This is a genomic window from Streptomyces sp. NPDC093544 (genome assembly GCF_040683495.1).
In the GTDB taxonomy this organism is placed as follows: Bacteria; Actinomycetota; Actinomycetes; order Streptomycetales; family Streptomycetaceae; genus Streptomyces.
This window is the reverse complement of the sequence record NZ_JBFBEA010000034.1, coordinates 1-14,267: the sequence shown is the minus strand read 5'-3', so window position 1 is coordinate 14,267 and position 14,267 is coordinate 1. Positions and strand designations below refer to the sequence as shown.

Annotated in this window: 12 protein-coding genes; 3 read left to right on the top strand and 9 right to left on the bottom strand. The window is 70.4% G+C overall.

The genetic code is table 11. From position 1 onward, the window contains the following. Nucleotides 1–460: 460 nt before the first annotated feature. The 9 genes from AB0N66_RS36790 to AB0N66_RS36750 all read right to left on the bottom strand — a co-directional run bounded on the left by AB0N66_RS36790 (nt 461) and on the right by AB0N66_RS36750 (nt 12,239). Nucleotides 461–1,885 (bottom strand): hypothetical protein, encoded by a 1,425-nt coding sequence (locus AB0N66_RS36790; protein WP_365443308.1) that lies wholly within the window; start codon nt 1,883–1,885, stop codon nt 461–463. Further along, entirely contained in the window at nt 1,885–3,639 is a 1,755-nt protein-coding gene (locus AB0N66_RS36785; protein WP_365443306.1) for a DUF3492 domain-containing protein, read from the bottom strand. Before AB0N66_RS36785 ends, AB0N66_RS36790 begins: the two co-directional genes overlap by 1 nt. Before the next feature lie 190 nt (nt 3,640–3,829). Next, complete coding sequence (locus AB0N66_RS36780; protein WP_365443419.1) at nt 3,830–5,431, bottom strand: ABC transporter ATP-binding protein; 1,602 nt, start codon at nt 5,429–5,431, stop codon at nt 3,830–3,832. A 77-nt stretch (nt 5,432–5,508) separates the two neighbouring features. Beyond that, complete coding sequence (locus AB0N66_RS36775; protein ID WP_365443304.1) at nt 5,509–6,573, bottom strand: ABC transporter permease; 1,065 nt, start codon at nt 6,571–6,573, stop codon at nt 5,509–5,511. Continuing rightward, entirely contained in the window at nt 6,570–7,562 is a 993-nt protein-coding gene (locus AB0N66_RS36770) for an ABC transporter permease (RefSeq protein WP_365443302.1), read from the bottom strand. Before AB0N66_RS36770 ends, AB0N66_RS36775 begins: the two co-directional genes overlap by 4 nt. A 4-nt stretch (nt 7,563–7,566) precedes the next feature. After that, nucleotides 7,567–9,285: an ABC transporter substrate-binding protein gene (locus AB0N66_RS36765; RefSeq protein WP_365443300.1), complete on the bottom strand. Its 1,719-nt coding sequence runs from the start codon at nt 9,283–9,285 to the stop codon at nt 7,567–7,569. Nucleotides 9,286–9,514: 229 nt separating this feature from the next. After that, nucleotides 9,515–9,607 carry an Ms4533A family Cys-rich leader peptide gene (locus tag AB0N66_RS36760; RefSeq protein WP_365443299.1) on the bottom strand — a complete coding sequence of 31 codons (93 nt, stop codon included), beginning with the start codon at nt 9,605–9,607 and terminating at the stop codon, nt 9,515–9,517. 56 nt (nt 9,608–9,663) lie between these two features. Further along, nucleotides 9,664–10,980, bottom strand: coding sequence for a DUF3152 domain-containing protein (locus AB0N66_RS36755; RefSeq protein WP_365443417.1), 1,317 nt, complete (start codon nt 10,978–10,980; stop codon nt 9,664–9,666). Nucleotides 10,981–11,213: 233 nt separating this feature from the next. Then, nucleotides 11,214–12,239, bottom strand: a complete 1,026-nt coding sequence (locus AB0N66_RS36750; protein ID WP_365443297.1) for an alpha/beta hydrolase — start codon at nt 12,237–12,239, stop codon at nt 11,214–11,216. Nucleotides 12,240–12,568: 329 nt separating this feature from the next. Here AB0N66_RS36750 and AB0N66_RS36745 point away from each other — a divergent pair, with 329 nt between their 5' ends. The 3 genes from AB0N66_RS36745 (at nt 12,569) to AB0N66_RS36735 (ending at nt 14,179) form a co-directional block, all read left to right on the top strand. Then, nucleotides 12,569–12,787 (top strand): hypothetical protein, encoded by a 219-nt coding sequence (locus AB0N66_RS36745; protein ID WP_365443295.1) that lies wholly within the window; start codon nt 12,569–12,571, stop codon nt 12,785–12,787. Nucleotides 12,788–13,078: 291 nt separating this feature from the next. Beyond that, nucleotides 13,079–13,720: a TetR/AcrR family transcriptional regulator gene (locus tag AB0N66_RS36740; protein WP_365443293.1), complete on the top strand. Its 642-nt coding sequence runs from the start codon at nt 13,079–13,081 to the stop codon at nt 13,718–13,720. Between the two features lie 231 nt (nt 13,721–13,951). Then, nucleotides 13,952–14,179 (top strand): DUF3107 domain-containing protein, encoded by a 228-nt coding sequence (locus AB0N66_RS36735; RefSeq protein ID WP_365443291.1) that lies wholly within the window; start codon nt 13,952–13,954, stop codon nt 14,177–14,179. The last annotated feature ends 88 nt before the right edge of the window (nt 14,180–14,267 follow it).

Below are 14,267 nucleotides of genomic sequence, written 5' to 3'. Positions count from 1 at the left end.
GCGGTGTCGGCCCCGCGGGAGCGATAGGCCCGGAACGGGGGACGAGCCCCGTCCGCCGGGCGCGGCTCACAGCGGTGGGGGGCACCGTGAGCCAGGTTTCGGGTCGCGGCACACGGCACCGATTGCGGTGCGCCGGTCTTCGGGGCTGCGCGCGAGCCGACGTTCAGGTCGGCCCGCGAGCCAGTCTTCGGGGGTACCTGCGCGCCGGTCCTCAGGTCTGCCGCTGAGCCAGCCTTCAGATCCGCACGCCAGCCGGTCCTCGCGTCTGCCCGCGGGCAGACGCTCCGGTCTGCCCGTGAGCCGGTCCTCGGGGGTACCTGCGCGCCGGTCCTCAGGTCTGCCGCTGAGCCAGCCTTCAGATCCGCACGCCAGCCGGTCCTCGCGTCTGCCCGCGGGCCGAGGCTCCGGTCTGCCCGTGAGCCGGTCGTCGGGGCAGGGCGCTCGCCGCGCCGTCGGCGGCTCATGCCGCCCCGCAGGGCAGGGCGTGGGCCGAGGCCCGGGTCAGAGTGCGGGTGGAGTGGATCAGGAGGACGAGGGTGGCCGCACCGCACACCAAGGCAGGAACGCCGCCCGGTCCCCAGGCGGCGACGACGGTGTCGACGGGCACGGACAGGAACGCGCAGCCCGGGAGGCGGCCCGCGAAGACGGTGGCCAGGGCGGTCGCCTCGACGGCGCCCGCGGCGGCGAGGACGACGGCCGGGGCGTGGGTGAAGCCCCGCGCCGCGAGCAGCCGGGCGAGCAGGAGCAGCGCGCCGAGGGCACCGGCTCCGGCGTACGCGGCAGGCTCGTCGAGCGCGGCCCCGCACAGTGCGAGCAGCCCGCCGAGGGCGCAGAGGAAGAGCCCGAACACCCCGAGGAGCAGGGGCTGTACGGAGGCGGCGAACTCCTCCAGGCCGCGGCTGGCGGTGAGCCTGCGGCCGGCGCGTACGGCGAAGAGGTGGGCGCACCAGGCGGCCGGGGCGCAGGCCAGGGCGAGGGCAAGGACGGGTGCGGTGGCCAGCGGCCATGGGCCGTCGGGGCCACCTTCGACACCGGCGCTCAACAGTCCGTCGCCGAGAAGGGCGTACGCGATCAGCCAGCATGTCCACGCGCGGGTGCCGCTCGTCGTGTGGTGAGTGACACTCAGGGGGCCACGGCGGAGGGCGACGCGCAGGCCGAGCGCCAGGGCGAGGGTGCCGACCGCGGCGACCACCATCCGCGGCTGCCCTTCGGTGATCCGCACCCCGATCACGGCTGCCGCGCACAGGGCGCCCGGCAGCAGGGCGAGCGCGGCCCAGTCGGCGCGCACCCCCGAACGCCCGGCGGGCGCGGAGCGCTGCGTGGGCTCCCCGTCCCGGGGCACGCGCGCGTACAACTCCTCGGCGAGCGAGAACACGTCCCGGTGCCGGAACCGTGCGGCGGTCCGGTCGGTCACCCCGTGCGTCTCAAGGCCCGCCGCGATCTCCAGCGGGTCCACGGCCCGTTCACAGAGCTCCCGGTGCCGGTGCATCAGAGCTTTTACCGGGTCCACGGCTCCGCGCCGGCCACTGGCTTTGCGTGCGGCGCCGCTTTCTCCGTCGCGCGCCCCACCGAGCGCCTCACGAACCTCCTCAAGCGCCTCACGAACCCCCTCAAGAGGCTCACGAGTCTCATCAAAAGGCTCGCTCACGCCACCCGCGCCCTCGCGCACTCCCCTCGCATCCGCGTCCGTGCCCTCCACACCCCCGTGCGCCCCGCGCGTCCCTCCCGGAGTCGCCTCCGCCTCCGACGCCGCCTCCCTCTCCTCGCTCTCAATCCGTACGTCCATCTCGCCAACCCCCGTCACAAGCCACTCCTCCGACCGCGCGTCCCAGGCGCCGGGGCTGCTCGGCCGCCCCGGCCGGTCCAGCTCTCCGAGTTCGTTCATCACGCGCCCTCCCCGGCGGGGACGGAAACCGTCGCGCGCACCGGAGCGCCCGCCGCCCAGCGCGGTCGGCCCGTGGGCATCAGGCGGGCCTCGGTCCAGCGGCCGGGCACGTGGGCCTCCGCAGGAACTCCGAAGGGGAGCGGCGCACCCGCCTCGTCCACAACGACGCGCCGCATCGGGGAGTGCGAGACGATATCCAGGTAAATGCTGTGAAATGCCGCGATGTTCTGCTCGACGGTGAACAGTTCGAGGGCGCGTGCGCGGGCGGCCGCGCCGAGGCGCTCACGGCGCTCGGGGTCGCGCAGCAGCGCCACGCACGCCTCGGCGAGCGCCCGCGGATTGCGCGGCGGCACCACAAGCCCCGTACCGCCGATGACCTCGACGACCGCGCCCACATCCGTGGAGACGGTGGCGCGACCGCAGAACATGGCTTCCACGAGGCTGATCGGGAAGCCTTCCACGACGCTGGACAGGACGATCACGGCCCCGGAGGCGTATGCCTCCGGGAGGCTGGGGACCTCCGGGCCGCCGATCTCCTCGAACGACACCGGGTTGTCGCCGACCGCGTGGACGCCCTCCGCCTCGTCGGGGAAGAGCTGGGCGGCCAATGCCTTGCAGTGGGCCAGGTAGGTCGCGCCCTCCGTTCCGTCGGCGGGCGCTCCGACGATCCGCAGCCGCGTCTTCGGCTCCTCCTTGCGGATATCCGCGAAGGAGTGCAGCAGCGAGATCAGGTCCTTGGCGGGTTCGATACGGCCGACCCACACCAGCGTGTCGGGGTCCGCGTACCCGGCGGCCTCCGTGTTCTCCCCCACCTCCGCGAAGCGGGAGGCCTCCATGCCGGGGTAGACGGTGCGCAGTTTGGTGCGGTCGGCGCCGCACCGCTCCTGCCAGCGGCGGGCGTGTGTGTTCCCGGGCGTGAGGAGAGCGGCCGCCCGGTACACCTCGCCGGTGAGCCTGCCGTGGAACGCGGCGAGCAGCGCCCGCACGGCGGGAGCGTCACCGACGGAGGCGGACGCGAGGTAGTGCGCCCGCAGCTGCACGCCGTACTCCGTCACGAGCAGGGGCACCCCGGAGAAGTGCCGCGCGAGGAGGCCGGGCAGGGCCGCCGTACCGCCGGCGGTCGCGTGGCACAGGTCGACCGAGTCGAGCCCGTCACCCTCGTACCAGTCGAGGGACAAGGGGCGCAGCGCCCGTTCGAAATGGGCGGCGACCGCGAGCAGATCGGGCACACGTGCGGCGCGTGCGGTACGGAGTGAGCCGGGTGCGCGACACGCGCGCTCCAGCGCACGCACGGCCCCCTCGGAGCGAAGCGCCCCGATCAGGCCGCCCTCGTCGCGAGCGAGTTCGGCGAGCTCGTACAGCGCGCTGCCGAAACGGTCCGCCTCAGCTTCGGCAGGAGCACCGGCGCCGCCAGAGGACCCCGCGCCGCCAGAAGTCCCCGTGTCGGCAACCGCCGCCCCCGACCCCTCGCACACCGCCGCGGCCAACTCCCCGTACGCCTCGGCGAACCGCCGCCGCGCCCGCCGCCCGTACACCACGCCGTCGTCCTCAGCCATCCACAGCGGCGCCGTCCGTACCCGGCTGACCTGCGGCGGCAGCTCGATCCAGCCCTCGTCCTCCTGGCGCTCGCTACGACTGAGCGCGTAGATGTCGAACTCGTGCTGCCCGAGCCCGCGTACGAGCCGGTCGCACCAGAGCCTGGCGTCACCGCTCACATACGGATAGCCACCCTCCGTAAGCAGTCCGATGCGCACGTGTGCACCCCCGATCTCCCCTATAGGGAGCCGCCGTTGACCCGGCGACTCGCAGCGGGACGAACGTATGCGGATATGGCGGTGGCGCGACGGACGGTTGTCCATCGCGCCACCAAAAGGGGTGAACGGTCGTAACTTTCCCGTGCACGTCGCGTTCCGTCGCGCTAAGGGATCAAGCAGTTACGTTTCGCTAGACCGCGGCCAGTGCCCGGCGGGCGGTTCGGCGCTGCGCCGCGACCTCCGGATCGAGTACCGGTACGGCGGCCAACAGCTGTTTCGTGTACGGGTCCCGCGGGGACTCGTACACCTCATCGGCGGGTCCGTATTCGACGATGCGCCCGCGCCGCATCACGGCCACCCGGTCGCTGACCTGACGTACGACGGCGAGGTCGTGCGCCACGAAAACCAGGGCGAGCCCGAGTTCCCGTTGCAGTTCGGCGAGCAGGGCGACCACTTGGGCCTGGGTGGTGACATCGAGCGCGGAAACCGGTTCGTCGCACACGATGGCGTGCGGCTCGGCCGCGAGCGCCCGCGCGATGCCGACGCGCTGGCGCTGTCCGCCGCTGAACTCGTGCGGATAGCGGTCGTAGTGCGCCCCTTCGAGCCCCACGCGCTCCAGCAACTCCCGTACACGCCCCCGAATGCGCCCCTCGTCCCGTTCTCCACGCGCGCGAAGAGGGTCAGCGATGGACTCCCCCACACTGCGCCGGGGATTGAGCGAGGACACCGGATCCTGGAAGACCATCTGTACGGCGGGACTCACCCCGGTCTGTTCACGGCCCTCGTACCGGACAGACCCGGACGTCGGCTCCAGGAGCCCCACCAGCATCCGCCCCAGCGTCGTCTTGCCGCTGCCGCTCTCCCCCACGACGCCGAGGGTCTCCCCCCGCCGAATCGTGAGCGACACGTCGTCCACGGCTGTGAACCGCCGCGTCCCCCGGCCGAATTCGCGCCGCAGTCCGACGGCTTCGAGGACCACCTCGTCGTCCGAGCCGGAACCCTCAACTGCCCCCTCCGCCACCCGCGCCGCGTCCACACTGGGCACCGCGCTCAGCAGTTCCCGCGTGTACGCCTCCTTCGGCGCCCTCAGAACGGTGCCGACCGCCCCGTGTTCGACGGCGCGACCGTGCCGCATCACCAGCACCTCGTCGACGCTCTCGGCGGCGACGCCCACGTCGTGCGTGACGAGCAGCAGCCCCATACCTGTCTCCTCCCGCAACGTGTGCAGAAGGTCGAGGATCTGGGCCTGCACGGTCACGTCGAGGGCGGTCGTCGGCTCGTCCGCGATCAGCAGCTCCGGCTCGCACGCCAACGCCATCGCGATGAGCGCGCGTTGGCGCATACCGCCGCTGAACTCGTGCGGCCGGGAACGCGCCCTGCGCGCGGCGTCCGCGATGCCGACCCGGTCGAGCACCTCAACGGCACGCGCGCGTGCCGCACGCCGGGAGGCCTTCGCGTGCACCCGGAACACCTCGGCGATCTGGTCACCGACGGCGTAGTACGGGTCGAGGGACGACAGCGGATCCTGGAAGACCATCGCGGCCTTGCCACCGCGCAGCCGCCGCAGTCCGTCGTCGGAGGCCGCCTGGACGTCCACGCCGGCCACGCGCACCGCGCCGCCGACGCGCGCCCCCGTGCCCCGGTGCAGCCCCAGCAGGGCGGACGCGACCGTGGACTTGCCGGAGCCGGACTCACCGACCAGACCGAGCGCCGTACCCTTCTCCAGCCGGAAGGAAAGCCCGTCGACGGCGCGCAGGCCCCCGAACTCGACCGTGAGGCCGCTGACTTCCACAAGGCTGTCGCCATAACCATCGCCATAACCATCGCCATGACTGTCGCCATGACTGTCGCCATGACTGACATCAGAACTCACGACAGCACCACCCGTCGGTCGGCCACCGCGAACAGCACGTCCGCGACGGCGTTGGCCAGGACCACGAAGAAGCCGGTGACCAGGACCATGCCGACGACCACCGGCAGGTCGACGACGTTCACCGCGTGGACGAGTTCGCGCCCGAGGCCGGGCAGTCCGAACATCGTCTCGGTGAGTACGGCGCCGCCGATCGACGACCCGAAGTCGTTGGCTGTCAGCGCGATGACCGGCGCGAGGGCGCCCCGCAGGGCGTGCCGCCCGATGATCGAGCGCTCGCGCACTCCGTACGCGCGGAAGGTGCGCACATGGTCCTCGGTGAGCGTCTCCAGCATCGACGCCCGGGTCAGGCGGGCGTACTTGGCGGCCTCGATCAGCGCGAAGGCCAGCCAGGGCAGCAACAGGTTCCACGCCCACTGCTCGGGCTCATCGGTGAAGGGCACGTACTGCGGGAAGGGCAGCCACTGGAGCTGCCCGCACACGACGATCATCAGCACCAGGCCGATGACGAAGACCGGCGTGGCCGTACCGGCGAGCGTGATGCCGGTCAGTACGCGCTCGGTGATCCGGCCGCGCCGCCAGGCGGACAGCACGCCCGTGCCGACGCCGAGGATCAGCCAAAGCACCGTCGCGCCGATCACCAGCGAGAAGGTGACGGGCAGCTTCGCCCAGATCAGCTGGGTGACCTGCTCGTCGCTCTGGTACGAGAGCCCGAGGCAGGGTGCGTCGCAGTGCTCCACCGACGTACCCGTCGAGTAGTCATGGCCGACGAAGATGCCCTCAAGGAAGTGCCAGTAGCGCAGGTAGAGCGGGTCGTCGAGCTTCAACTGCTCGGCGACCTGCTGCACTTGGGCGGGCGAACAGCGCGGACCGCAGGTGATCTGCGCGACGTTGCCGGGGGCGACGTAGAAGACGAGGTAGATGATCACGGAGATCGCGAGCAGGGTGACGACGGCACCGACCAGGCGGCGTACGACGAAGCCCAGGAGACCACTGCCCCCCAGGGACAACCCCTTGAAGCCGCGCAGCGCCGTGAAGCCCCCGAAACCGCTGAGGCCGCTCATGCCTTGGCCTCCCGCTTGCGCCCCGTGCCCACGCGCAGCCGCGAGGCCGCGCGCGGGTCGAGGGCGGTGCGCACCCCGTCGCCGAGGACGGTCAGCGCCAGCACGGTGATGAACAGCGACCCCGCGGGAAGCAGCAGATACTGCGGCGCCGCCTGGTACCAGACGTCCGCCGCGGTCAACATCTGCCCCCAGGAAGGAGTCGGCGGCTTCACGCCGACACCGAGGAAGCTGAGCGCCGCCTCGACGGTGATGTTCAGGGGGACGAGCAGGGCCGCGTACGTGATGACGGGCGCGGCAAGCGCGGGCAGCAGCTCACGGCGGGCGACGCGCCAGGAGCCCCAGCCGCTGAGCCGGGCGGCCGCCACGTAGTCGAGCTTCTTGAGTGTCAACGTATGCGCGCGCACGATCTTCGCGGTCGAGCCCCAGGCGACCAGGCCGATGATGAGCGCGACCAGCAAGGGCCTCGGGAAGCTGCTGGGCACGATCGCGAGCAGCGCAAGGGACATGATCATCAACGGCATCGCGACGATGATGTCCGTGATGCGGCTCAATAGTTGATCAACCCATTGATTGCCGAGGCCGGCCGCGACACCGACCACGACACCGATGAAGACCTGCACCACGGTCGCCGCGAACGCGACTCCGAGGGAGACGCGGGCGCCGTACACGAGCCGTGCGAAGAGATCACGGCCGGTCTGCGGTTCGACGCCGAGCCAGTGGTCACCGCTGACGCCGCCCAGCGTGCCGACCGGCACGCCGCCACGGGCGGAGTCCACCAGACCAGGGTGGAAGGTGGTCGGGTCCTGGCCCTCGATCGCCGTGAGCAGCGGTGCGGCGAGCGCGACCAGGACGAGCAGCGCGACGACGGCGGCCGCGACGAGGGCGGCACGCCGCGTACGCAGCCGCCGCCAGAACTGACGAGCCCCCGAAACCCCCGGGACGGATGCGTCCGTCCCGGGGACCTTGGAAGCGACAAGTACGTCACTCACGGCGCTACTTCACCGCGACCTGGGAGATGTCCAGCACACCGGTCCAGTCGCTGATCACGACGTTCTTGATGTCCTTGCCGTACAGCCGCTTGTAGACCGGGTGGAACAGCGGCACGGTCAGCGCCTGCTCGCCGATCTTCTTGTCGAGTGCACCCCAGCGCTTGGCGGCCTCGTCAAGGTCGGTCAACTTGTTGATCGCGTCAATCTCGTCATTGACCGACTTGTCATTGAGGAGACCGGTGTTGAAGTTGGCGCCGTCCTCGACGATCTGCCGCCCGTCAAAGATCGGGGCGAGGAAGGGACCGCCGGAGGGCCAGTCGGCACCCCAGTGGGCGAGGAAGAAGCCGGGCTCGGTCTTGACGCTGTGGATCTTGTCGCTGTAGTCGTTGTCCTCGAGACCGTCGAGCTTGACGGTGATCCCGGCCTTCTTCAGAGCGTCCTGGATCGCGGTCGCGATCTCTGGGCTGGTCTCGAAGTCCTGGGCGTTGGAGTGCGTGAGCGTCACCGTGAGCCCGTTCTCGTAACCGGCCTCCTTCAGCAGCTCCTTGGCCTTCTCCGGGTTGCCCGAAGCGCCGGCCGGGAAGTGGTCGTACGCCGTGTAGCCGAAGGACTCCTGGTTCGGCAGGTACGTCGTCGCGGCCTCGGCCAGCGAAGAACCACCCGCCGCGTTGATCACCGACGTACGGTCGATGGCGTACGAGATCGCCTCGCGCACCTTCGGGTCGTCGAACGGCTTCACCTTCGGGTTGAAGGCGATGTAGTTGGTGTAGCCGAAGTGCCCGGTGCCGACGCGTGCGGCGAGTTCCTTGTCGCCGCTGACCTTGGCGAGTTCGGCCGGGCCGAGGTTGGTGTCCGTGGTGACGGCGGCGGCGTCCGTGCCCTGGGACGAGGACAGCCGCTGGTTGATGACCGACGAGTCGATCCCCGACTGCACGTCGATCTTGTCCGGATAGGCCTTGCGCTCGGCGTCGGTCGAGGCGGACCAGTACTCGTTGCGCTCCAGAACCAGCCGCTCGCCGTCGTTCTCGTTCGAGACGACCTTGTACGGCCCCGAGGAGACCGGGTGCTCCTCGTACTTCGTGCCGGTGTCCTTGGCCTCCGGAACCGGCGCGAACTGCGTCTGCGTGGCGAGATACGGGAACTCGCCCTCGGGCTTGTTGAGGTGGAAGACGATGGTCAGATCGTCCGGCGTCTCGATCGAGTCGAGGCCCTTCTTGTCCTTGTAGGGCCCCTCGTAGTCGGCGCCGCCGATCAGCCAGTCTCTCAAGTAAGGGGCGCCACCGGAGAGTTCGGCGGCAAAGGAGCGCTCGATGCCGTACTTGATGTCGGCGGACGTGATCGCCGTGCCGTCCTCGTACTTGAGGCCCTTCTTGAGGGTGTACGTCCACACGGTCGCGTTCTCGCTCGGGCGGCCCGTGTCCGTGGCGAGGTCGGGGACGACCTGGGCGCCTGCGGCCCCGTCCTCGCGGTTGCGTGTGGTGAGCGTACGGAAGACGAGGGACGGGACGTTGCCGCCGCCGGAGGTGTAGAGCCGCGCGGGGTCGAAGTCGTCCTGCGGGTTCGAGTTCAGGACGTTGAGCGTGCCGCCCTTCTGCGGCTTGGCGTCGCCGCTTCCCGCGTTGGCATCGTTGTCCTCAGGCCCGCAGGCTGCGGCACCCGCTGCCACGGCGAGGCTGACGGATACGGCGGCCACTCGGCGCGCTATGACGGACGGATGACGCATGGAAACAGACCCCTCAGGTAATTCGGAAAATGCCGCACGACGACGTCGCCACGGGCAGGAAAAGCCGCGGAGATCGCCTCTGCGGCGCGCCGAATTTCAGGGACACCTGTTTACCGGTGTGCCATCAGTGATTTACCGGTCCGTGTCCGGGATCCCCTCCGGATCCCGGAGAAGGTCCTCCGGGATCCGGAGAAGGAAAGAGCACCGACGCGCGCGACAGAAGCGGGCGTCAGCGACAGAGAATGTCGGCCACGCAGAGCGCGGTCACGCCGATGAGCGCCAGCTCAATGGCGGCGCGAGCAGAGACGTGACGAGGCGACATGCGCAAAAATATGAACGAACTTTCGCCGCATGTCAATGTGACGCCTGGGGCGTAGATCAACTCCCGGGATAGGGCCAGGGGTTGGCCTTGCAGTGGATCCCGTCGTGGTCGAGGAATTTGGTCTGCTGCTGCATCACGGGGGCGAGTTCGCCGTCCTTGTCGCAGGTGACGTGGCTGTAGCCGAGCCGGTGACCGATCTCATGATTGATCAGCATCTGCCGGTATGCCTGCATTTGGTCACCGTAGGTCTCGGAGCCCTGCGCCCAGCGGTATGCGTTGATCATGACGCGCTCGGTCGACGCCGAGTCGCAGGACACATTGTCCTCGGTCGTATCGAGGCCGGACATGGCACACCATTCGGCGGTGGTGCCCGGGCTCGCCAGAGTAATCACGAAATCGGGCTCCCCGGAGGAAATCCGCTCAAAGGTACGGCTGCCGTTGTGGGCCCAGCTCCGGTCGTCGTTCAGCGTTTTCTGCACGGCCTGCGCGAAGAGCGTGGCGTCGAGACCGAGCCCCTGCTCCACGTCGACGCGATACGTGAACTTCTGTCCCTTGCCGGGTGCCTTGGCAAGCCCGGGGACCGCGTCGAACTCCCCCGATCCGTCGAGGGTCGCGCCGAGCGCGTATTTCTTCGCCATCTTCTGGGCGTACGTCAGCGGCGCCGCGCTCGGTGTCACCGACGGAGCCGGTGACACCGGGACGTCGAGGAGTCCGGTGCCGCCACCACTGGCGGACTGCGCGCGTACGCCGGTGTCCTCGCTCCCGGCGTCCTCACGCCCGCTTGCCACCTGGCCGGCCACGATGACGGCGAGCACGGTGGTGACGGCGGCCGCCGCGATCCCGGTGAACGTCCGCCCCTTGCCGCTCTTGCCCTTCCCCGGCTCCTCGCCCTCCGGCAGCCGCTTCTCGTCGGCGTCCGTGTCCCAGTCGTCCCAGTCGGTGACGGAGCTGTAGGGGTCGCCGCGACGCGGGGCGCCGGTGCGGGGCGCGAAGACGTCGTCGTCCTCGCCGAAGGCGCCGTCGAAGGCGTTGACGTGGTCCTGCAGGAGGCCCGGCGCGACCGTCTGGCGCTGTGGTGGTATCCGTGGGCCGGAATGCCCGGGCGGACCGCCACCCTGCGGAACGCCACCCCTCAACTGCCCCCAGGCACCGCCCGGTTCACGCGGCTCGGGGTGACCTCCGCGCACCTGGGGGACACCGTGCGCGGGCGTCCCGTCGGGGAAACGGGGCACACCGTGTGCCGGGGTCCCGTCCGGGAAACGGGGCACACCATGCGCCGGAGTCCCGTCCGGGAAACGGGGCACACCATGCGCCGGAGTCCCGTCCGGGAGACGCGGGATCCCGCGAGCCGGTGCCCTGCCCATCGGAGGCATCGGACCCACCGCACCCTGCGCCGAAGCCGCCCCCGCACTCGCACCGCCGGCCGCACCGGGACCTGCCACCGGCACACCGGCCAGCTCCGAGGCATCCCTGTTGCCGACCTTGTCGACGCTGCTGACGTTGTTGTTGACGTTGTCGTTGACGTTTTTGGCGTCGTCGACCTTCTTGGTCTTGTCGACGCTGTTGTCGGCCCGCCCCCGACGGCTATGACGTCCCACGACCCGCCTCAGCTCCCCGCACCGGCGGCGGACGACGACGATGAAGCCGATGGGCCCGATGGAGCCAACGCCGAAGTCAACTCGCCGGAGTCCGTGAGGAGTTCACGGAAGGCCGTGGCCACCGTCTGCGGGTACTCCATCATCGGGACATGCCCCGCGTCCGGGAGCGTCAGCAGCCGGGAGTCGCGGAAGGCGCGGGCGGCGCGCTGGGCCATGCGGTAGGCGACGAGCTGATCTCGGCCTCCGTAGATGAGGAGCGTCGGCGCGAGGACCCGCTCGGCCTGGCGCCACAGCCCGTGCTGGCCGCCCAGCGTGTACGCGTTCACGATGCCGCGCGCCGACCGCGCCATGGCGTCCCAGAAGTACGGAAGGGCGAGCCGCCGCTCCATCTCCTCGACCGCCTCGCGGAGCCCCTCGGGCGTCACCATGCCGGGATCCCCGTAGCAGAGCGCCAGAACCCCGCTTACACGCTGCTCGGCGCTCCAGTCCTTGGTGAGCTTGGTGAACAGCCCCGCCACCCCGGGCAGCGCGATCATCACGGTCGGCCACGCGGTGCGCTGCGCCCGGAGCTCGGGCAGCGCGGGCGCGACCAGCGTCAGGGTGCGGACGAGATCGGGCCGTACGGCCGCGACGCGCGTGGTGATGGCGCCGCCGAGCGAGTTCCCGAAGAGGTGCACGGGCCCGCGGCCGGACGCGTCGAGGTAACGGATGACCGCGCGCGCGTGCCCGGTGACCGAGTAGTCCCCGTCGTCCGGCGGCGGCGAGTCCCCGAAGCCGGGCAGATCGAGGGCCTCGCTGTCCACGAGGTCGTCGAGCAGCGGCATCAGCGCCGACCAGTTCTGCGAGGAACCGCCGAGGCCATGCACGTACAACGCGGGCGGCAGTCCCGCACGGACGGGCGGCCTCGACCGCACCGTCAGCGTGATCCCGGGCAGGCCGACCGACCTCAGCCGCTCACCCGCCGCGACCCTGACGGCACCGACCTTCGGTGTGACAGTGGCGGCCAGCACGGAGGGCAGCTCGGTCGAAGACATGCGGCAATGTTACGAGACGATCACGCAGTGGTTCGTGTGTTCGCCGTCACAGATCCGTCCGGCGTCACGGATCGTCCACATTCGGCGCCACCGATCGGCCACATTCGGCGTCACAGATCGCCGATATTCGCCGTGCCGGATCGCGAGCAAGTGGCGAATCGATCGCATCGCGCCCCGATCGAGTGTCTCCTAGGCTCAGACGAGGGCACTCGTATCTCGTACGGGAGGGAATCTCGCACGAGGGCGCATCTCGACCCGGAGCGCACGCGCACCGGGTCGGGACCACCCGCACCGCTCGGGAACACCCGCACCGCTCGGGAAGAGGAATCATGACAGTGGACCCCACAGACCCCGAGACCTTCGCGAACGAGGACGAGCCCGAGGAGCTCGGCCCAGAGGACCCCGAGGCCGACGCGGCTGAACAGCGCACGGGCCTGGAACCGCAGGAGGACGACCTGACGACGGTCGGGGACCCCGCCAACGCGGACGAGGGGGACCTCGCCGAGCAGGCCAGGGTCGTAGCACTCGACGAGGACGACTACCGGTGACGGCCCGCCGGTGACCCGGCCACCGCCGGCACTGTCACCACGGCCACCCTTGACGCGGCCGTCCCGGAAGGGAGCCGCTGATCAGCCCAGCCATCAGGCCGGTCATCAGGCCGGTCATCAGGCCACCGAGAGCTCGAAGCGCCCGCCTCGCCCCCGTTCGGCACTGTGTGTGCCGTTATCGCTCGGCGTCCGGTACGTGAAATTGTGCGCTCGCACCGCGCACACCACGGTTACCGAAAAGTACGATGGCGGCGCGGCGCTCACCGCATGTGGACAATTTTGGGAGGCGGCGTGACAGCCATCGAGCAGACAGAGGCGGCGCGCCCGCGGGGCACTCGCCTGCCGCGCCGTGCCCGACGCAACCAGCTCCTCGGCGCCGCCCAGGAAGTATTCGTTGCGCAGGGGTACCACTCGGCCGCCATGGACGACATCGCCGAGCGAGCGGGCGTCAGCAAGCCGGTCCTCTACCAGCACTTCCCGGGCAAGCTCGACCTGTACCTCGCCCTGCTGGACCAGCACTGCGAGTCCCTGCTCCAGTCCGTACGGACGGCACTCGCGTCCACCACGGACAACAAGCTGCGTGTACACGCGACGATGGACGCCTACTTCGCGTACGTCGAGGACGACGGCGGCGCCTTCCGGCTGGTCTTCGAGTCGGACCTGACGAACGAACCCGCGGTCCGCGAGCGCGTGGACAAGGTCACGCACCAGTGCGCCGAGGCGATCTGCGAGGTCATCGCGGAGGACACCGGCCTGTCACGTGACGAGTCGATGCTCCTCGCCTCCGGCCTGGGCGGCCTGGCCCAGGTGGTGGCCCGGTCCTGGCTGCACAGCGACCGCAGCGTCCCGCGCGAGCATGCGGTCCAGCTGCTGGCCTCGCTGGCCTGGCGGGGCATCGCGGGTTTCCCACTGCACAGCACGGATAACCACTGATCCGTGCGAACAGGTCACCACTGAGCCGCGCGCACGGATCACGACCGACCCGCGCGGACGGATCATCACCGACCCGTTCGCGCCGGTCACCATCGGCCGCCCGTTTGTTCCCGCCCGCTGTTCGCTCCTGGCGTTCTTGGGCGGAGCATGCGCATCCCCTCACCGGGCTAATGTGTGCTGCGTACGGCGCGGACACACGCGCACATCACTGACCGTCGGAGGGACAAAGCCGTGGAGGTCAAGATCGGCGTGCAGCACGCGCCCCGCGAGATCGTTCTGGAGAGCGGTCAGACCCCGGAAGAGGTCGAGCGCGCGGTGTCCGACGCGCTGGCCGGCAAGTCGCAGCTGCTGAGCCTCGTGGACGACCACGGCCGCAAGGTCCTGGTTCCGGCCGACCGCCTCGCGTACGTGGAGCTCGGCGAGCCCACCCAGCGCAAGGTGGGATTCAGCGCGCTGTAGGTCTGGCGAACAGACGGAGGAGGGGCCCGGTGGCAGCGCCACCCGGCCCCACCCCCCGCGGTTACCGTGCGGTGCCCGCGTGTTCGGG